The sequence below is a fragment of the Angustibacter speluncae genome (genome assembly GCF_054777815.1).
The window spans coordinates 1-17891 of record NZ_BAAHAF010000016.1 but is presented as its reverse complement, the minus strand read 5'-3'; the positions used below and the strand labels follow the sequence as shown (position 1 = coordinate 17891).

Genomic DNA, 17891 nt, shown 5'->3' with positions numbered 1-17891 from the left:
ACCATGACCACGACCTCGCCCGCCGCCCAGGCCGGCTCGCCGCTGCTGCTCACGCAGCGACGCATCTGGATCATCTTCAGCGCGCTCATCGCCGGCATGCTGCTGGCCAGCCTCGACCAGACCATCGTGTCGACGGCGATGCCCACGATCGTCGGCGACCTGGGCGGGGTCGAGCACCAGGTCTGGACGACGACCGCCTACCTGCTCGCGACCACGATCGTGATGCCGGTCTACGGCAAGCTCGGTGACGTGCTGGGCCGGCGGCGGCTGTTCCTGGTGGCGATCGCCCTGTTCACGCTGGCCTCGCTGGGAGCCGCGCTCTCGCAGGAGTTCTGGACGTTCGTCGGCTTCCGCGCGATGCAGGGGCTGGGCGGTGGCGGGCTGATGATCCTGTCGCAGGCGATCATCGCCGACATCGTGCCCGCCAACGAGCGCGGCAAGTACCTCGGCCCGCTCGGCGGCGTGTTCGGCCTGGCCGCCGTGGCTGGTCCGCTGCTCGGCGGCTTCTTCGTCGACCACCTCACCTGGCACTGGGCGTTCTGGATCAACGTCCCCATCGGCCTGGCCGCGTTCGCCGTCGCCTGGTTCACCCTGACCCTGCCGGCCAAGCGGGCGAGCAGGCCCGTCGACGTCCTCGGCATCGTGCTGCTCTCGGTCGCGACCACGTGCCTCATCTTCTTCACCGACTTCGGCGGCTCGTCCGACCACGGCTGGACCGCGCCCGAGACCCTCGCCTGGGCAGCCGGTCTCGTCGCCGCCGTGATCGCGTTCGTCGTCGTGGAGTCGCGAGCGGCCGACCCCGTCATCCCGCTCGGGCTCTTCCGCAACCCGGTGTTCGTGAACGCCACCGCCATCGGCCTGATGCTCGGTCTCGGCATGTTCGCGGCGATCGGGTTCGTGCCCACCTTCCTGCAGATGTCGGCCGGCACGTCGGCGGCCGCGTCCGGCCTGCTCATGCTCCCGATGATGGTGGGCCTGATGGGCACCTCGATCGCCTCGGGCCTCGCGATCACCCGCACCGGCCGCTACAAGGCGTACCCGGTCGCCGGGACGGTCGTGACGGCGGCGGCGATGGGCATGATGACGAGCCTGTCCGCCGACACCCCGATCTGGCTGGTGTGCGCGTTCCTGCTCGTCCTCGGCGCGGGCCTCGGCCTGATCATGCAGGTCATCGTCCTGGTCGTGCAGAACAGCGTCGCTCCCGACGCGATCGGCGTCGCCACCAGCACCAACAACTACTTCCGCGAGGTCGGCGCCTCCTTGGGCGTGGCGGTGTTCGGCACGATCTTCACGAGCCGGCTCACCGAGAACCTCACGGGCGTCTTCACCGCGGCCGGAGCCAGCGCGACCGACGCGGCGACCGCCACCGCGACGATCGACCCGCAGGTGCTCGACCAGCTACCGGACGTCGTCCGCGAGGGCGTCGTCACCGCCTACGCCGACGCCCTCGCCCCGGTGTTCTGGTACCTGCTGCCGTTCATCAGCATCGCCTTCCTGCTGTCGCTGGCGCTCAAGCAGATCCCGCTCTCGGACGTCGCCGGCCTGGTGGCCCGCGGCGAGGCGGTCGGCGGGGCCGAGGCCGAGCAGCTCGAGGCGCAGCTGCGCGGCCCCCGTGAACAGGACGAGCAGAAGTCGTTGTCGCCGCAGGGCTGACGCTGCGACAGTCGTGCCGTGACCACGGCGGTGCGGGGCGTCGTGCTGGTCGAGGGCCGCAGCGACGCCGCAGCGCTGCGCGTGCTGGCGCCGCGGCTCGGGCTCGACCACGCCGGCCTCGAGGTCGTCGCCATCGACGGCGTCACCAACGTCGCCCGGCACCTCGTGGCCCTGACCGCCGACCCGTCCGCACCGGCGGTGGTCGGCCTCTGCGACGCACCTGAGGTGCGGTTCGTCGTGGGGGCGCTGCGCCGCGTCGGGATCGAGGCGACGACGCGGGAGGCGCTGGCCCGCAACGGCTTCCACGTGTGCGTCGACGACCTCGAGGACGAGCTGATCCGGGCCGTCGGCACCGCGGGCGTCGTCGAGGTGCTGGGAGGTCTCGGGCTGGCGCCGCGGCTGCGCACGTTCCGCGACCAGCCCGCCCAGCGCGGGCGCCCGCTGCACGACCAGCTGCACCGGTTCGCCGGCACCACGTCCGGGCGCAAGTCCGCGTTCGCGGCGGCGCTCGCGGAGCAGGTGCCGCTCGACCGCGTCCCCGTGCCGCTGCGGGCCGTGCTCGAGGACGCCCGTGCGGCCGTCCGCCCCTGAGGGAGCGGCTCAGCCGACGTACTCGTCCTCGTCGTTCGAACGGCGCAGCACGATCTCGCCCGCGGCCTCCATCTGCCGCAGCACCGCGACGATGGCGCCGCGCGCCTCCTCGACCTCGGTGACGCGCACGCGGCCGAGCAGCTCGATCTCCTCGGTGAGGTTCTCGCGCGCCCGCTCGGAGATGTTGCCGAGCACCTTGGCGCTGACCGGCTCGGAGGCGCCCTTGAGGGCCTTGGCGAGCATGCTCGCCTCGATCTGGCGCAGCACGGTCTGCATCGCGCGGTCCTCGAGGCCGAGGATGTCCTCGAACACGAACATCCGGCTGCGGACGTCCTCGGCGAGCGCCTGGTCGAGGCCCTCCAGGCCCTCGAGGAGCAGCTTCTCGGTGCCGGGGTCGGTGCGGTTGATGATCTCGACGAGCGGCTCGAGGCCGCCGACCGACGACTCGGGCACGGGGATCGACAGCACCGACGACGTGCGGCGGTGCATGACCTCGGACAGGCTCCGCACGGCCTCGGCGGACGGCCGGTCGATCAGGGCGATGCGCCGGGCCACGTCGGCGGCCAGCTCGGGCTCGAGGCCGGCCAGCACCATCGAGGCCTGCTCGGCGCGCAGGTGCGCCAGCACGACGGCGATGGTCTGCGGGTGCTCCTCGGCGAGGAAGTTGTGCAGCTGGCGGGGGTCGGCCTCGCGCAGGAACGAGAACGGGATCCGGCCCGGGCCGCTCGACACCTTGTCGATGAGGGTGTCGGCCCGCACCGAGCCGAGCGTGCCCTCCAGCGCCTCGCGGGCGAAGTCGACGCCACCGCGGCCGGGGGCCCGCCCGATGGCCGAGGCCTCCTGCTGGAACTCGGCCAGCACGCCGTCGGCCAGCTCGGGGTCGAGCGAGCCGAGCTTGACGATCTCGGCGGTGATCTCCTCGACCTCGGTCTCGGTCATCGTCGACAGGATGCGGCTGGCCGCCTCCTTGCCGAGGTGCACCAGCAGGACGGCGGCCTTCTGGCTGCCCCTGAGGTCGAGGGCGTTCATCCGCGCGGGTCCTCACTCACCTGACGTCGACTGGCTGACACCCTCTGCTTCGGCCGTTCCGGGGGCCACCTTGAGGCGGCCCCCGGACCGATCACGCCGCACCGGTCACGCCGTGCCGAGGAGCGAGCCGACGACCTCGCGGGCCCGCGTCCAGGCGCCGAGGTAGAGGTTCGACAGCGTCAGCGGGTCGAGCCCCGAGCCCTCCGCGGCGTCCGGCAGGTCGAGCTCGTGCCCGCGCACGGTGCGCAGCACGGGCCCGAGGTCGCCGGCGCCCTCCACGAGCGCGTCCACGACGTCGTCCGGGAGCCCGGCGTCCTCGGCCATCTGGCCGGCGGGGACGCGCAGCACCTCGGCGACGCCGGAGATGAGCCCGAGCGTGTACGCCGCGGCGGCGTCGCGGCCCGTGCGGGCGGCGACGGCCTGGCAGGCCTCCGCGCGGGTCAGCACGGTCGCCAGCCGGTCGGCCGGCTCGGTGGCGGTGCCGCCGCCGAGGACGGCGAGGACCACCCACGACTGCAGCGTGCGCGGGCCGAGCAGCACCAGCGCCTGCTTCAGCGACGAGATGGCCCGACGGCTGCCGGTGGCGGCCGAGTTGGCGGTGCGCAGCACGCGCACGGCCATGCCCGGGTCGGACGCGACGACCCGCTCCAGCTCGTCCGCGCCCGTCTCGGGGTCGCTGAGCAGCTGCAGCAGGCGCACGCAGGACACCTGGTTGGGCGACAGCTGCGTCGACTCCAGGACCTGCGGGTGCGCGAACAGGTAGCCCTGGAACAGCTCGAAGCCGGCGTCGAGGCAGCGGCGGTGCTGCTGCTCGGTCTCGACCCGCTCGGCCAGCAGCTGGACGTGCGGCGCGGCCTCGCGCACCGCGGCGGCGACGGCCTCGACGTCGGTGCCCGGGTCGAGCACGTCGATCTTCACGATGTCGACGTAGGGCAGGAGGCGCTCGCGCCCCGGCTTGTCCTGGTAGTCGTCCAGCGCGATCGCGAACCCCTGCTCGCGCAGGCGGGCGACGCCCTCGACGACCGCGTCGTCGACGTCGACGTCCTCGAGCACCTCGAGCACGATGTGCTGCGCGTCGAACGGCAGCGGGTACGTGCCGTCGAGGAACGAGCGCGTCACGTTGAGGAACAGCGGCAGGCCGGCGCTGAGCCGGTCGAGGCCGAAGTCGCCGAAGGTCGACACGATGACGTGCGAGGTCGCCTGGTCGGCGGCGGCGCGGCGCAGCTCGGCGGTCATCGCCTCGTCGCGCACCGCGTCCCACGCCGACACCAGGCCGGACGTCTCGGCGTCCCGCCCGCGGAACAGCAGCTCGCTCGCGACCTGGCGCCCGGTGGTGTCGACGATCTGCTGACGGCCGATCCGCGTCGACAGCGCGACGCCGTCGTCGACCTGGTGCAGGGGCCACAGACTGGTCACGACGGGTCCACCAGCGCCGAGACGATCGACAGCGTGCCCGCGCCGTAGGACTTCACGTCGAGGACGAGGTCGGTGCGGTTGCCGAGCCGGACCGCCCAGGCGGCGGCGTCACCCGGGATCGCCTCGCCCGGGACGACGGTCTGGTAGAGACGCTGGTGCACGCCGCTCGCGTCGCCGATCGGCGCCGCCAGCACGTTCAGCACCTCGGCCGCGTTCTCGGCGAGCATCGGCGGCAGCTCGCGGTCCTCGACCGCGGCCTCCGCGCCGCCCTTGGGCACCAGGCCGAGCGCCGCACCCACGTAGGCGGCGAGCCGGAACTCCATGAGCACCACGGCCGACAGCGTCGTCTGGTCGTCGACGTACACGCCCACGAGCGGGCCGAGCGCGGCGCCGGGCTCGACGGGGGAGCCGTCGGAGATGGCCACGTCGCGCCCGAGCAGGCCCTCGAACAGGTCCCGCACCTGCTTGCGGTCAGGAAGCTGGTTCACGTCGTCACCCCAGCATCCCGCCGAGGGCCTGCTCGAAGGCCTCGGGCGTGAACGGCTTGGCGATGAGGAACTCCGCGCCGGCCGCCTCGGCGGTGGCGCGCATCTCGGGGGAGCCCTCGGAGGTGACGAAGCCGAACGGCACGGTGTTGCCGTTCGCGCGCAGCGCCTCGAGCAGCTCGATCCCGGTCATGTTCGGCATGTTCCAGTCGGAGAGCACGAGCTGCGGCTGGACCTGGCCGACCTTCTCGAGGGCGTCGGCGCCGTCGACCGCCTCGACGTAGGTGTGGTGGTCGAAACCGGCCTGCCGCAGGGTGCGCAGCACGATCTGCCGCATCACGCGGCTGTCGTCGGCGATCACGATGTCCATGGTGGTGTTGTGTCCTTCGGTGCGGGGTGGTGCGTGCAGGAGGGTGGTGCGGGGTGGAGCTGCAGGAGGACGTGCGGTCGTGGTCGGTTCCTACGCGGGGGTCTCGGCGAGGACGGGGGCGGGCTGGACGGTGACGTCGACCACGACCGGGGCGCCGTGCCAGCGCACGACCTGCCGGACGGTGGAGGCGTCGTCGACCGGGTCGACGGGATCGGTTGCGGCGGCGATGGTCTCGACCCGGGGGAGGCCGAGTGCTGTGGTGCCGGGCAGCATGCCCTTGACGTTGCCGCCCACCACGTTGGCCAGCTCGCCGACGGCATCGCGCACGTCCTCGTCCGGGACGGGGTCGCCGTCGCGGGCGCCGAGCATGGTGCGCGCGAGCGAGGCCGCCGTCGGCGGGTCGCAGGCCAGCAGGACGCGGCCGGCCCAGTCGCCGGAGAGGGTGACCTCCGCGCGCACCGCGCCCGGGACGTCGACGTCGTCGGTCCACGGCAGCAGCGGCTCGCCGAGCAGCGACTCCCAGACCTGCTCGAGCACCGCCTGCACGGTGAGCTCGTCGACCGCGCTCACGACGGCACCTCCAGCGGCAGCAGCCCGAGCAGGTCGAGCTTGTCGCGCAGCGCGTCCGACGTGAACGGCTTGATCAGGTACTCGTGCGCGCCCGCGGCCAGGGCCCGGACGATCTGGGAGTGCTCGCTCTCGGTCGTGACCATCATCAGCGTGATCGACCGCCACCGCGGCTCGGCGCGCACGGAGGTGACGAAGGTCAGCCCGTCCATGACGGGCATGTTCCAGTCGACGCAGGCCAGGTCGGGCACGAAGCCCTCGGCGAGGCGGTCGAGCGCCTCCTGCCCGTCGCCGGCCTCGACGCACTCGTACCCGAGCTCGTCGAGCGTGCGGATCACGATGCGGCGCATCACCCGCGAGTCGTCCACGACCAGTGCCTTCATCACCGGTCCTCCTCTCTGATCCGGTAGACCGACGACCGGCCGGCCGGGAGCCGTTCCCAGGCGTCGTCGACGCCCATCGTCATCTCGGCGGCACCCAGGAACAGGTAGCCGTCGGGAGCCATCACCTGGCGCACGCGGCGCAGGATGTCGCGCTTGGTCGCGACGTCGAAGTAGATGAGCACGTTGCGCAGGAACACCACGTCGAACCGCCCCAGCGGCGGGAACGGGCGCACCAGGTTCAGCGGGCGGAAGGTCACCGCCGACGCGAGGGCGGGGGCGATGCGCCAGTGGGCGCCGTCGCGCTCGAAGTGGCGGACGAGCGAGGTGGCCGGCAGCCCGCGGTTCACCTCGAGCTGGGTGTACCGGCCCTCGCGGGCCCGCGCCACCATCTCCTCGGACAGGTCGGTGCCGAGCACCTCCGTGCGCCAGCCGGCCACGGCGGGCGTCTCGGCGGTGCTGATCGCGATGCTGTACGGCTCCTGCCCGCTCGAGCACGCGGCCGACCAGATCCGCAGCTGCCGAGCGGGTCTGCGCGTCGCGAGGTCCGGCAGGACGACGGTGCGCAGCGTCGAGAACGGGTCGCCGTCGCGGAACCACGACGTCTCGTTGGTGGTGAGCGCCTCGACGACGGCACGGGTCGCCTGCGGGGTGGCGCGCCGGCGCAGGCCCGCGACGAAGGCGTTGACGTCGGCCGAGCCCGCCTGCCGCGCGAGCGGGATGAGCCGGGACTCGACGAGGTACTCCTTGCCGGTGTCGAGCACGATGGCGCTCTCGCGACGCACCAGGTCGCGCACGTAGACGAAGGCCTCGGGGGCGATGGTCACGTCATGCCCCCCACGCGCAGCGCGTCGCGGGTCGGGGCCAGCCGGGCGGCCACCGCCGGGCCGAGCCCGGCGAGCGGCAGCACCTCCTCGGCGAGACCGGCGGTCGCGACCGCACCGGGCATGCCCCACACCACCGACGTCTCGCGGTCCTGCACCACGACGCTGCCGCCCGCGTCGACGACCTGGCGGGCGCCCGCGCACCCGTCCTGGCCCATGCCGGTGAGGACGACGGCGAGCACGCCGGCGCCCTGGGCGGCGACGGCGGTGCGGAACAGCACGTCGACGGCGGGGCGGCAGTAGTTCTCGGGCGCCTCCTGGGTGAGGCGCGCGACGAGCCGGCCGCCGACCCGGCGCAGCTCGAGGTGGTGGTCGCCGGCGGCGATCACGACGTCACCCGCGGACAGCACCTGCCCGTCGGTCGCCTCGCTGACGCGGAACGACAGCTGCCGGTCGAGCCGGGCGGCGAACTGCCGGGTGAAGACGGCGGGCATGTGCTGGACGACGGCGACCGGCACGTGCAGCGGCGGCAGCGACTGCAGGAAGGTCGACAGCGCCTCGGGCCCGCCGGTGGAGCAGCCGACGACGAGCAGGTCGTAGCCGCCCGCCGGACGGCGACGCGGAGCGAGCTGCACCGGCGCGGCGGCGCGCTCGGCGACGGGGGCGGCCGGGGCGGGGGCGGGGGTGCCGACCCGCGGAGCGGGCACGCGGGCGAGGCCGGCGCGCGGGACGAGCGCGAGGATCTTCGGGACCAGCGAGGAGCGCACCTGCTCCATCGACTGGCTCACGCTGCCGACGTTGGCGGGCTTGGTGACGTAGTCGCTGGCGCCGGCCGACAGCGCGTCGAGGGTCGCCACGGCGCCGCGCTCGGTCAGCGTGCTGAACATGATGATCGGTGTGCGGTCGCCCTGTCGGCGCAGCTCGCGGACGGCCGAGACGCCGTCGAGCTCGGGCATCTCGATGTCCATCGTGATCAGGTCGGGACGCAGCTGCTCGACCTTGGCGAGGGCGGCGCGGCCGTTGACGGCGGTGCCGACCACCTCGATGGCGGCGTCCTGGCCGAGGACGTCGGACACGAGCCGGCGGACGACGACGGAGTCGTCGACCACGAGCACCCTGATCGCGGCCATCGTGGTGCGTCCTCCGTCCGTGGATCGGTCCCGGTGACCGACCTGGACTGCATCGGCACACGCGGGGTCGACCTGAACGTCCGGCACCGCCCGATCTGGCGGTGGTCAGTCCCGCTGCGGCCCGGGTGGTTCCGCCTCGTCGAGGGCACGGAGCGGGGCAGTCAGGAGCGCGACGGAGCCGGGCTCGACGAGGTCGGCGACGAGGGTCGCGTGCAGCGCGCCGCCGACGGCGTTCCAGACGCCCTGGGCGGCGTCGCCCGCGGTGAGGCCGCTGCGACGGAACGCGCCGACCGCGGCCAGCTGGGCGTCCGCGGCCAGCCGGAGCCGGCCGGACAGGGTGAGCGCCCAGGTGGCCTCGTGCATGCCCGCCGCCCACCCCGCGGGGTCGGCGAGGCGGGCGCGGGAGGCCGCCCGCCAGGCGGCGCGGGCGGCGGGGTCGGCCGCACCCAGGCGGGCGAGCAGCGCGTCGGCGGGACCGTGGCCGCAGGACGGGTCGGGCACCGTGCGCGCCGCGCGGAACGGAGCCGAGAGCGCCTCGCGCTCAGCGGTTCCGAGCGTCGCGGCGCAGTAGGCGGCTGCGACGGCGTCAGCCAGGACGTCGGCCGCCCGCGACCCGTCGGGGTCCTGCACGGCCAGGTCGCCGCTGCTGATCCAGGTGGACTCGAGCGCCTCGTGGCGGACGAACCGGTCGAGGGCCTCGAGGTGCCCGAGGGGCGCCGCCTCGAGACGCGACCGCAGGACGGTCGACGACGCCGTGTCGCCCGCGGCGGCCGCGGCCACCGCGGGGGCCGCGAGGTGGATCGTCCCGGACGCGGTCGCGTGCGGGACGGCGACCAGCCGGTCCCAGCGGCTCGCCCGGTGCGGTCCGGGGTGGCGGCCCGACAGGAGCGCGACCTGCTCGGCGCCGGCCTGCAGGGCCACCCGCAGGACGCCGGCCGCGGCCGGCCCCTCGGGGAGCCGGACCAGGTCGAAGGCCAGCGCGGGGGAGCTGACCAGCGTGTACGGCACGGTCGGCACCTCCCGTCGGCGCGACGCCCGGACGGGCGCCCTCCCGGCGAGCATCACCCACCGCGGCGACGTCGTCCAGCGGACCGGGACGAGACCACCGGGACGCGCGAACCGGCCGGCCCGGGGTGGTCACCCACCCGGACCAGCCGGTGCGCGCGGACGGACCCGTCGAGGCCCCGTGGTCAGTACCGGAAGCTGCTCACCGCGGTGCGCAGGTCGCCGGCCATGCGGGCGAGCTCGTCGACCGCCGACTGCGTCTGGGCCAGGGCCTGGGTGGTCGAGCTCGCCGCCGCCGAGACCCCGGTGATGTTGGTGGCGATCTCGCCGGAGCCGGTGGCGGCCTCGGTGACGTTGCGCGCCATCTCGTTGGTGGTGGCGGTCTGCTCCTCCACCGCCGAGGCGATGGTCAGCTGGTAGTCGTTGATCGAGGTGATGATCGAGGAGATCTCGTCGATCGCCGTGACCGCGCCGCCGGTGTCGGCCTGGATGGCCTCGACCCGTCGGGCGATGTCCTCGGTGGCGCGTGCGGTCTCCTGCGCGAGCTCCTTGACCTCGTTGGCGACCACCGCGAAGCCCTTGCCGGCCTCGCCGGCGCGGGCGGCCTCGATCGTGGCGTTCAGCGCCAGCAGGTTGGTCTGCTCGGCGATCGAGGTGATGACCTTGATGACCGAGCCGATCTCGGCCGACGACGTCCCGAGCTTGGCGACGGTGTCGTTGGTGGTGGCGACCACCTCGACGGCCTGCTGCGCCACGCGGGCCGCCTCGTTGGCGGAGTGGGCGATCTCGCGGATCGAGGCACCCATCTGCTCGGAGCCGGCGGCGACGGTCTGCACGTTGCGCGAGACCTCGTCGGCGGCGGCCGAGACGACGCCGGCCTGCACCGCGGTCTCCTCCGCGCCCGCGGCGATCTGCTGCGACGACGCGGAGAGCTCCTCCGACGAGGCGGCGACGGCGTCGGACGACTCGGCGATCGACAGCACGATCTTGTGGGTGGCGTCGACGGCCCGGTTGAACGCCTGCTGCAGGTCGCCGGTGCACCCGGTGGCCGTCTCCGGCAGGCGGTGGGTCAGCTCGCCCTGGGCGAACCGCTCGACGGCCTGGACGGCCTGCTGCAGCGGCTTGACCAGGCTGCGGGTGATCAGCATCGAGGCGACGACCGACACCACGAGCGCGAGCACGAGCGCCGCGAGGGTGATGACGGTCGAACGCTGCTCGACCGCGACCACCTCCTCCTCGTACAGGTCGGCGTCGGCCGAGAACGTGTCGACGGCCTCGCCGAGCTGCTCGTCGACGACCTGGTTGGCCTCCTGGATCTCGACCGCCCGCTCGCGGGTGGCCTCCTGGTCCTCCACGGCGTCGGTGACGAAGGTCTCGAGCGCTGCCGTGTAGGTGTCGAACGTGCCACCCAGGGCGGCGATGCGCTGCTGGTCGTCCTCGTGCAGGTCGAGCGACGCGAGCTCGGCGAGCAGCTCGTCGACGGTGGCCTCGTCCTCGGTGATGTCGGCGAGCAGCGCCTCGGGGTCCCCCTCGGTCACTGCGCGGTAGGCGGTGACCTTCAGCTCGCTGGAACGGGTGTCGAGGGCGCGGGTGAGCTCGGCGGCCTCGCTGTGGGCGATGGCGCGGTGCGCGGCCTCCGCGCTCTGGCCGGCGGTCGTGAGCGCGAGGACGCCGACGGTCGCGGTCGTGAGGGAGCCGATCGCCGTGATGACCGCGATGCGGCGGCCCACGGTCCAGCGGATCTTCTTCATGGCAGGTGTCTTTTCGGGTGGGGGGTGGGGTGGGGGGTCAGGCCGCGACGGCGCGGTCGACGTCGAGGGAGAGCAGGAGGCGGTCGGGGAGCTTGTAGGCGCCGACGACGATCTCCCGGACGGGACCGACCAGGGTGTCCGGCGGCGGCTCGAACTGGTCCTGCTCGACGTCGACGACGGCACCGATCGAGTCGACGAGCAGGGCGAGCGGCTCGCCGCCGACGCGCACGACGACGAGCATCGGCTCGTCGTCGCCGACGCGGGACGGCAGCTGGAGCTGCACCCGCAGGTCGACGGCCGGCAGCACCTGGCCGCGCAGGTTGATCAGGCCGGCCATCGCGGGCGGCGCGAGCGGGACGCGGGTGCGCGGCAGGCCGCGCAGCACCTCCTGGACCCCGGAGACCTCGACGCCGTACAGGCGCTCGTCCAGGGTGAAGGTCACCAGCCGGGTGCTCACCGGACCTCCTCGAGGGTGCGGTCGTAGAAGTGCGGGTCGGCCGCGAGGATCGCGGCCTGCACGTCGAGCAGCTCGATCACGCGGTCGCGGATCACGGTCGACCCGACGAGGCCGTGGTCGTCGATGTCGCTGCGCGCGGCGGCGCCGGTCTCGACGACGTCGACGATCTCCTCGACGACGATGGCGACGCTGCGCTCGCCGGCGGTGTAGACGACCACCACGAGGTGCTCGTCGTCGCGCTCGGAGACCGAGCCGAGGTGCCGGTCGAGGCGCAGCAGCGGCAGGATCGCGCCGCGGTACTGCACGACCTCGCGGGAGCCGACCCGCTCGACGCCGGCGGCGGGCAGGTGCTCGAGGCGGGTCACGGACGACAGGGGGATCGCCACCTGGCGCCCGCCGCCCACGCCGGCGACCAGCACCCGGTCCTCGTCGGCGTCCGCCGTCGCGACCTGGGTCTGCTCGCCGGCCTGCCGGTCGAGCACCTCGGCCGACAGCGCGCGGCGGGCGAGCGCCTGCACGTCGAGGATGAGCGCGACCCGACCGTCGCCGAGGATCGTCGCGCCGGAGTAGGTCCCGATGCTCTTCAGCCGGGTGGTGAGCGGCTTGACGACGATCTCCTCGGTGCTGAGCACCCGGTCGATGACCAGGCCGAACTTCTTGCCCTCGGCCTGCAGCACAGCGATCAGCACGTGGCCGTCCGAGCGCCCCGACTCCACGCCGAGCACGTCGGCGAGGCGCACCAGCGGCAGCAGCGCGCCGCGCAGGCGGTGCACGGGAGCGCCTGCGACGTCCTCGATCTCGGTGCCTGCGCGGTCGGCGTCCAGCGCGACCAGCTCGAGCAGGCTCACCTGGGGGATGGCGTACCGGTCGCCCGAGCACTCGACGGTCAGGGCCGGGACGATCGCCAGCGTCAGCGGGATCCGCAGCCGGCAGGTGGTGCCGGCGCCGAGGGCCGACTCGACCTCGATGGTGCCGCCGATCGCCTCGATGTTGGTCTTCACCACGTCCATGCCGACGCCGCGGCCGGACACGTTGGTGACGGCGGCCGCGGTCGAGAAGCCGGGCAGGAAGATCAGCTGCAGCAGGTCCTGGTGCGACATCTGGTCGAGCTGCGCGCGGGTGCGCAGGCCCTTGTCGAGGGCCTTGGCCGCCACCCGCTCGGCGTCGATGCCGCCGCCGTCGTCGCACACCTCGACGACCACCTGGCCGCCCTCGTGGTACGCCCGCAGGGTCAGCACGCCCTCGGCCGGCTTGCCCGTCGCGACGCGGTCGGCGGGCGACTCGAGCCCGTGGTCGACGGCGTTGCGCACCAGGTGCGTCAGCGGGTCCTTGACGGCCTCGAGCAGCGTGCGGTCGAGCTCGGTCTCCTTGCCCACCTGGGCCAGGCGTACCTGCTTGCCGCACAGCGCGCCGAGGTCGCGGACGACGCGCGGCATCTTCGACCAGAGCGTGTCGATCGGCTGCATGCGCGTCTTCATGACGCCCTCCTGCAGCTCGCTCGCGATCAGGTTGAGCCGCTGCGAGGCGCGCACCAGGTCGGCGCCCGCGCCGTCGGCCGGGGCGAGGTCGGAGGTCTGGCGCACGATCTGGTTGCGGGTGAGGACGAGCTCCCCGACCAGGCGCATGAGGGAGTCGAGCAGCTCGACGTCGACGCGGATCGAGGCGTCGGCGATGCTGCGGCGCTGGCCGTGGTCGTCGGGGCCCTCGGCAGGGGACTCGGCGGCGGGGACGGCGGCGGGGACGGCGGCGGGGACGGGCGCGGGCTCGGGTGCGGCGGCGGGCACGGTGCGCTGGTGGGGTACGGGGACCGCCGGTGTGGCGACGGGCTCCGGCGCCTCGGCGGGCTCCGGGACCGGCTGCGCCGCAACAGGTTCCGCGTCGACGGCCGGCGCGACCGGCGCGGTCTCGCCGTCCAGGACGGCGGTGATGCGGGCGACGACCGCGTCGACCGCGACCTCGCCCTCGGTGCCGTCGGCCTCGATGGCGGCGAGCAGCTCGCGGACGGTGTCGACCATGGCCAGCAGCACGTCGGTGCTCGTCGGCGTCATCGTCATCCGGCCGTCGCGCAGGCGGGCGAGCAGGTTCTCGCCGACGTGGGTCACCGACTCGAGCCGGTTGAACGCCAGGAAGCCGCTGGTGCCCTTGATCGTGTGGATGGTGCGGAAGATGCTCGCGAGCAGCTCGCGGGAGCCGGGCTCGGCCTCCAGCTGCACCAGGTCGCGGTCGAGCTGGTCCAGGTTCTCGTGGCTCTCCACGAGGAACTCCTGGACGATCTCGTCCACGTCCTCCATCGCCGCCGTCTCCCTCGCGCCCGCGGCCGGGACGTTCCCGGCCGACCTGTTCCCATCGGCACGTCGGGCCCCGACCTGAGTCGTCGGCGAGGATGGGGGCGTGGACGGCAACCGGGGGTCGTGGTGGCGCGACCTGCGCCGCCTGCCCCGGGCGACCGCCGACGTGCTGCGTCCCCGCGACCTGCCGCTGCACGCGGCGGCGCTCACCTTCTACTCGGCGCTGTCGATCGTCCCGGTGCTGCTCGTCACCGGCCGCGCGGCGGCGGCGCTGGCCGGCACCGACCGGGTGCGTGACCTGGCCGGGTCGCTCGAGGACGCGCTGCCGCAGGCGCTGGGCGCGGGACCCGTCGCGCGGGCGCTGGTCGAGAGCGGCATCGACCTCGACCTGGTCGCGGTGCTGATCGCGACGCTGCCCGCCAGCGTCTACGGCGAGGGGCTGCGGCGGGCGTGCTCCTCGCTGGTCGGCATCCCGCCCGGGCGCTGGATCGCCTGGCGCGGACGGCTCGCGACCCTCCCGCTCGTGGTCGTGGCGCCGGCGCTGCTGCTCGGCGTGCTGTCGGTGACGCCCCTGCTGGCCGACCTGCTCGCGGGCGGCGCGGGGTCCACCGTGCTCGGCACCTACGTCGCGCTGAACGTGTGCTGGATCGCGGTGTCGGTCGTCCTGGCCTGGGTGTTCGTGGCGGTGGTGCCGCACGCGACGCCGGTGCGGCACGCGGTCGTCGGCGCCTTCGCGACGGGGGCGTTCGTCGCGGGGTTCCTGCAGGGCTTCGTGCTGTTCCTGTCGCTGCCGATCGACCTCGGGCTGCCGTTCGGCGGGCTCGTCGGCGTCGGCGGCGTGGTGGCGGTGCTGCTGTGGCTGTGGGTGCTGCACGCCGTGGTGCTGGTCGGCTGGGTCGCCACCCGCACCTGGCAGGACGTGCGGTTCGGTGAGCACGCCTAAGACCCTGGCGCCAGGCCCCCTCCCGGGGGTCCGGCGCCGGTTCCTTCCGATGGTCGACTCACCGTCACCCGGTTGCGCGCCCTCACCGGATGGAATCGGCGTCGCCTGCCCCGGTCGGGACCTGATCGTGGGGGCGGAGGTGATCACGTGGGGAAGCTGGGTTGGAAGGGTCGTAGCTGTCAGCCGGTGTGGGCGCCTGCGAGACGCGAGTACGCCCCGCACGAGCTGCCGGTCGACGAGCACGGACTCACGGCGTTCCAGCGGCAGGAGCTCGAGCGGATGACGCGCGAGCTGGAACGTGACCGCGCTCGCGCAGACCGGTTGCGTGCTGGTGGGGACAGCCACGCCTGAGATCGGCGCGGCAGTCGGGGTGTTCGACCCGGCCGGGGTCCGTTCGGGTCAGGTGCCGAAGGACCAGACCGAGCGCCAGCGGTAGGTGCCGCCCGGGCGCAGCACGGGGTCGCCGAGCTGCGGGCGGTTGGGGGAGTCCGGGTGCTGCTGCGGCTCCAGCGCGATGCCGTCGCCCTGGCGGTGGCGCCCGCCGGGGCGCGACGGCAGCGTCCCGTCGAGGAAGTTGCCGGTGTAGACCTGCAGGCCCGGCTGGTCGCTGCGCAGCGTGAGGACGGTGCCGCTCACCGGCCCGCGCAGGCGCGCGACCTCGCGCAGCCCCTCGCCGTCGGGCGCGAGGTCGTGGTCGATCCCCTGCGCCGCGACCAGCTGCTCGTGGCCGCCGCGGACGACGTCACCGAGCCGGGTCGGCGTGCGCAGGTCGAACGGGGTGCCGTCGACCGGTGCGAGCCCGTCGAGCGGGATGCCGGTGGCGTCGACCGGCACCCAGCGCGAGGCGGGCACCTGCAGCTCGTGGTCGTCGACGGTGCCGGACCCCTCGCCGTCGAGGTTGAGGTAGACGTGCTGGGTGAGGTTGACGACGGTGGGCGCGTCGGTGGTGGCCGTCAGCTCGAGCTCGACCGCGTCGGCCGTGACCGCGAACCGGGCCGTGACGCGCAGCTCCCCGGGGAAGCCCTGGTCGCCGTCCGGGCTGGTGAGCGCGAGCTCGGCGGCGTCGGCGTCGTGCCGCACCACCTCCCACACCCGTGCGTCGAACCCCTCCGGCCCGCCGTGCAGGGCGTTGCCGCGGTCGTTGGGCGGCACCTGCACCGGGACGCCGTCGACGTCGAAGCGCCCTGCGGCCACGCGGTTGGCGTACCGGCCGACCGTGGCGCCGAGGTAGGCGTCCGAGGCCGCGTAGTCGGCGGCGGCGGGGTGCCCGAGCGCGACGTCGCGCCGGACGCCGTCGGCCCCGGTGACCCGCAGCCGGTGGACCGTCGCGCCGAGGTCGAGCAGGTGCAGCTCGACCCCCGGCTCGCCGCCGAGCACCAGCCGGGTGACCGGCCGGCCGTCCGGGGTCGTGCCGAAGGGGTGCCTCGTCGTCATCGCGTCCTCCCGCTCGCTCGTCCGCCCGATCGTAGGGGGGTGCCGGTTTGACCTTGACACCGTGACAACGTCGACGATCGTGGAGGAGGTGGTCGGGATGGGCGAGCAGGAGACGACGTCGCGGTGGGCCGCGGCGCTCGCCGCGCCGGACGCGTCGGTGCGGCTGCGGGCGGCGCTCGCGGCGGGCACGGACCCGCGCGAGGAGGACCTGGAGGTGCTCGTCGCGCGCTGCGCGGTCGAGCCGGAGTTCTTCGTGCGCGACATGCTCACCTGGGCGCTCACCCGGCACGACCCGGACCGGACGGTCGACCGGCTGCTGGACGAGCTGACCTCGCCGGAGCCGCAGGCCCGCAGCCAGGCCCTGCACACGCTGTCGAAGATCGGCGACCGCCGGGCGTTCGACGCGATCACGCCCGCGCTGCTGCACCACGCGGACGTCGAGGTGGCGCGCGCGGCCTGGCGGGCCGCCGTCGTGCTCGTGACGCCGGGGTCGCAGGCGAGGCTCGCCGAGCGGCTCGCCAGCCAGCTCGGTCGCGGCGACCGGGAGGTGCGGCTCAGCCTGAGCCGCGCGCTGGTCGACCTCGGCGAGGCGGGTGCGGACGCCGTCGAGCGGGCCGCCGCCCACCGCGACCCGGACGTGCGCGCCCACGCCCTGGCCACCGCCCGGCTGCGGACGCACCCGGAGGAGGGCTTCGACCTGGCCCTCGCGGCGGCCGACCGGGCGCTGACCCTGCGCGGCGCGCCGGTGCCCCCGCCGGACGAGGCCCGGGACTGACGCGGTGCTCATCGGCGAGGTCTCCGCACGGTCCGGCCTGAGCGCCCGGATGCTGCGCCACTACGACCGGATCGGTCTGGTCGTGCCGAGCGGGCGCACGCACGGCGGGTACCGCACCTACGCGCCGGACGACCTCGAGCGGCTGCTGCACGTGGAGGCGCTGCGCTCGCTCGGCCTCGGGCTGGCCGAGGTCACCCGGGTGCTCGACGACCTGTCGTTCGACCCGACGGCGACGGTCGACCGGCTCCTCGAGCGCACCCGCGAGCGGATCGCGCAGGAGACCGAGCTGCTCGGCCGGCTCGAGCGGCTGCGCGCGACCGGCCCCGGTGCGTGGAGCGACGCGCTGCGCACCGTCGCGCTGCTGCGCGGCCTGCGCGACGGCGACCCGTCTACGCGGCAGCGGCTGGTGCTGTCGGCGGCGACCGGTGGCGGGGGCGACGTCGCCGTCCTCGTCGAGGGCGTGCTCACCGAGACCGACCCGAACGTCGCGGGCGCGCTGCAGTGGGCGCTCGCCCGGGCCGGGGACGACGCCGTCCCTCTGCTCGTCGCCGCACTGGGCTCGCCCGAGCGCGTACGGCGCCGCCGGGCGGTGGAGGCGCTCGACAAGCTCGGGACGCCGCCGGCGGGGGCCGCGCTCGCCGACGCGGTGGGCCACGCCGACCCGGTGGTCGCCGCGCGGGCGGTGCTGACCCGCGGCCGGCTCGGGCACGACGACACCGTGACCGCCCTGGTGGCGCTCGTGGTCGAGGGCCGCGACGACGTCGAGGCGGCCGAGGTTCTCGGCGGTCTGGCG

18 protein-coding genes are annotated in these 17891 nt (G+C 74.4%); 5 read left to right on the top strand and 13 right to left on the bottom strand.

The window, feature by feature from the left end; genetic code table 11:
• Positions 1 to 3: 3 nt before the first annotated feature.
• Both ACYVKY_RS01600 and ACYVKY_RS01595 read left to right on the top strand, forming a co-directional pair.
• Entirely contained in the window at positions 4 to 1653 is a 1650-nt protein-coding gene (locus tag ACYVKY_RS01600) for an MDR family MFS transporter (protein WP_460433238.1), read from the top strand.
• An 18-nt stretch (positions 1654 to 1671) separates the two neighbouring features.
• Entirely contained in the window at positions 1672 to 2244 is a 573-nt protein-coding gene (locus tag ACYVKY_RS01595; protein ID WP_460433237.1) for a TOPRIM nucleotidyl transferase/hydrolase domain-containing protein, read from the top strand.
• Positions 2245 to 2253: 9 nt separating this feature from the next.
• Here ACYVKY_RS01595 and fliG read toward each other — a convergent pair whose 3' ends face one another.
• From fliG to ACYVKY_RS01535, 12 genes are all read right to left on the bottom strand, one after another.
• Positions 2254 to 3273, bottom strand: coding sequence for a flagellar motor switch protein FliG (gene fliG / locus ACYVKY_RS01590; RefSeq protein ID WP_460433236.1), 1020 nt, complete (start codon positions 3271 to 3273; stop codon positions 2254 to 2256).
• Positions 3274 to 3378: 105 nt separating this feature from the next.
• Positions 3379 to 4689: an EAL and HDOD domain-containing protein gene (locus ACYVKY_RS01585; RefSeq protein ID WP_460433235.1), complete on the bottom strand. Its 1311-nt coding sequence runs from the start codon at positions 4687 to 4689 to the stop codon at positions 3379 to 3381.
• Positions 4686 to 5177, bottom strand: a complete 492-nt coding sequence (locus ACYVKY_RS01580) for a hypothetical protein (RefSeq protein WP_460433234.1) — start codon at positions 5175 to 5177, stop codon at positions 4686 to 4688. The genes ACYVKY_RS01585 and ACYVKY_RS01580 overlap by 4 nt, the downstream gene beginning before the upstream one ends.
• Positions 5178 to 5181: 4 nt before the next feature.
• Entirely contained in the window at positions 5182 to 5544 is a 363-nt protein-coding gene (locus tag ACYVKY_RS01575) for a response regulator (RefSeq protein ID WP_460433233.1), read from the bottom strand.
• A gap of 90 nt (positions 5545 to 5634) precedes the next feature.
• The gene (locus tag ACYVKY_RS01570) at positions 5635 to 6114 is read right to left on the bottom strand and encodes a chemotaxis protein CheX (RefSeq protein ID WP_460433232.1); all 480 of its coding nucleotides are present in this window, start codon (positions 6112 to 6114) and stop codon (positions 5635 to 5637) included.
• Positions 6111 to 6494: a response regulator gene (locus tag ACYVKY_RS01565; RefSeq protein WP_460433231.1), complete on the bottom strand. Its 384-nt coding sequence runs from the start codon at positions 6492 to 6494 to the stop codon at positions 6111 to 6113. The genes ACYVKY_RS01570 and ACYVKY_RS01565 overlap by 4 nt, the downstream gene beginning before the upstream one ends.
• Positions 6494 to 7318, bottom strand: a complete 825-nt coding sequence (locus ACYVKY_RS01560) for a CheR family methyltransferase (RefSeq protein ID WP_460433230.1) — start codon at positions 7316 to 7318, stop codon at positions 6494 to 6496. Before ACYVKY_RS01560 ends, ACYVKY_RS01565 begins: the two co-directional genes overlap by 1 nt.
• Positions 7315 to 8445, bottom strand: a complete 1131-nt coding sequence (gene cheB, locus ACYVKY_RS01555) for a chemotaxis-specific protein-glutamate methyltransferase CheB (RefSeq protein ID WP_460433229.1) — start codon at positions 8443 to 8445, stop codon at positions 7315 to 7317. The genes ACYVKY_RS01560 and cheB overlap by 4 nt, the downstream gene beginning before the upstream one ends.
• Before the next feature lie 105 nt (positions 8446 to 8550).
• Positions 8551 to 9453 carry a hypothetical protein gene (locus ACYVKY_RS01550; protein ID WP_460433228.1) on the bottom strand — a complete coding sequence of 301 codons (903 nt, stop codon included), beginning with the start codon at positions 9451 to 9453 and terminating at the stop codon, positions 8551 to 8553.
• A 182-nt stretch (positions 9454 to 9635) separates the two neighbouring features.
• A complete protein-coding gene (locus ACYVKY_RS01545; RefSeq protein ID WP_460433227.1) occupies positions 9636 to 11201 on the bottom strand; it encodes a methyl-accepting chemotaxis protein in 1566 nt (521 codons plus the stop codon).
• A 37-nt stretch (positions 11202 to 11238) separates the two neighbouring features.
• Positions 11239 to 11658 carry a chemotaxis protein CheW gene (locus ACYVKY_RS01540; protein ID WP_460433226.1) on the bottom strand — a complete coding sequence of 140 codons (420 nt, stop codon included), beginning with the start codon at positions 11656 to 11658 and terminating at the stop codon, positions 11239 to 11241.
• Positions 11655 to 13949: a chemotaxis protein CheA gene (locus tag ACYVKY_RS01535; RefSeq protein WP_460433225.1), complete on the bottom strand. Its 2295-nt coding sequence runs from the start codon at positions 13947 to 13949 to the stop codon at positions 11655 to 11657. Before ACYVKY_RS01535 ends, ACYVKY_RS01540 begins: the two co-directional genes overlap by 4 nt.
• A gap of 100 nt (positions 13950 to 14049) precedes the next feature.
• On the opposite strand from ACYVKY_RS01535, the gene ACYVKY_RS01530 reads away from it, so the two are divergent.
• Positions 14050 to 14889, top strand: a complete 840-nt coding sequence (locus ACYVKY_RS01530) for a YihY/virulence factor BrkB family protein (RefSeq protein ID WP_460433224.1) — start codon at positions 14050 to 14052, stop codon at positions 14887 to 14889.
• A gap of 399 nt (positions 14890 to 15288) precedes the next feature.
• Here the strand turns inward: ACYVKY_RS01530 and ACYVKY_RS01525 are convergent, their stop codons facing one another.
• Entirely contained in the window at positions 15289 to 16323 is a 1035-nt protein-coding gene (locus ACYVKY_RS01525) for an aldose epimerase family protein (RefSeq protein WP_460433223.1), read from the bottom strand.
• 61 nt (positions 16324 to 16384) lie between these two features.
• On the opposite strand from ACYVKY_RS01525, the gene ACYVKY_RS01520 reads away from it, so the two are divergent.
• Both ACYVKY_RS01520 and ACYVKY_RS01515 read left to right on the top strand, forming a co-directional pair.
• Positions 16385 to 17098 (top strand): HEAT repeat domain-containing protein, encoded by a 714-nt coding sequence (locus ACYVKY_RS01520; RefSeq protein WP_460433222.1) that lies wholly within the window; start codon positions 16385 to 16387, stop codon positions 17096 to 17098.
• Positions 17099 to 17102: 4 nt separating this feature from the next.
• On the top strand, positions 17103 to 17891 hold a 789-nt coding region (locus tag ACYVKY_RS01515), incomplete at its 3' end, for a HEAT repeat domain-containing protein (protein ID WP_460433221.1).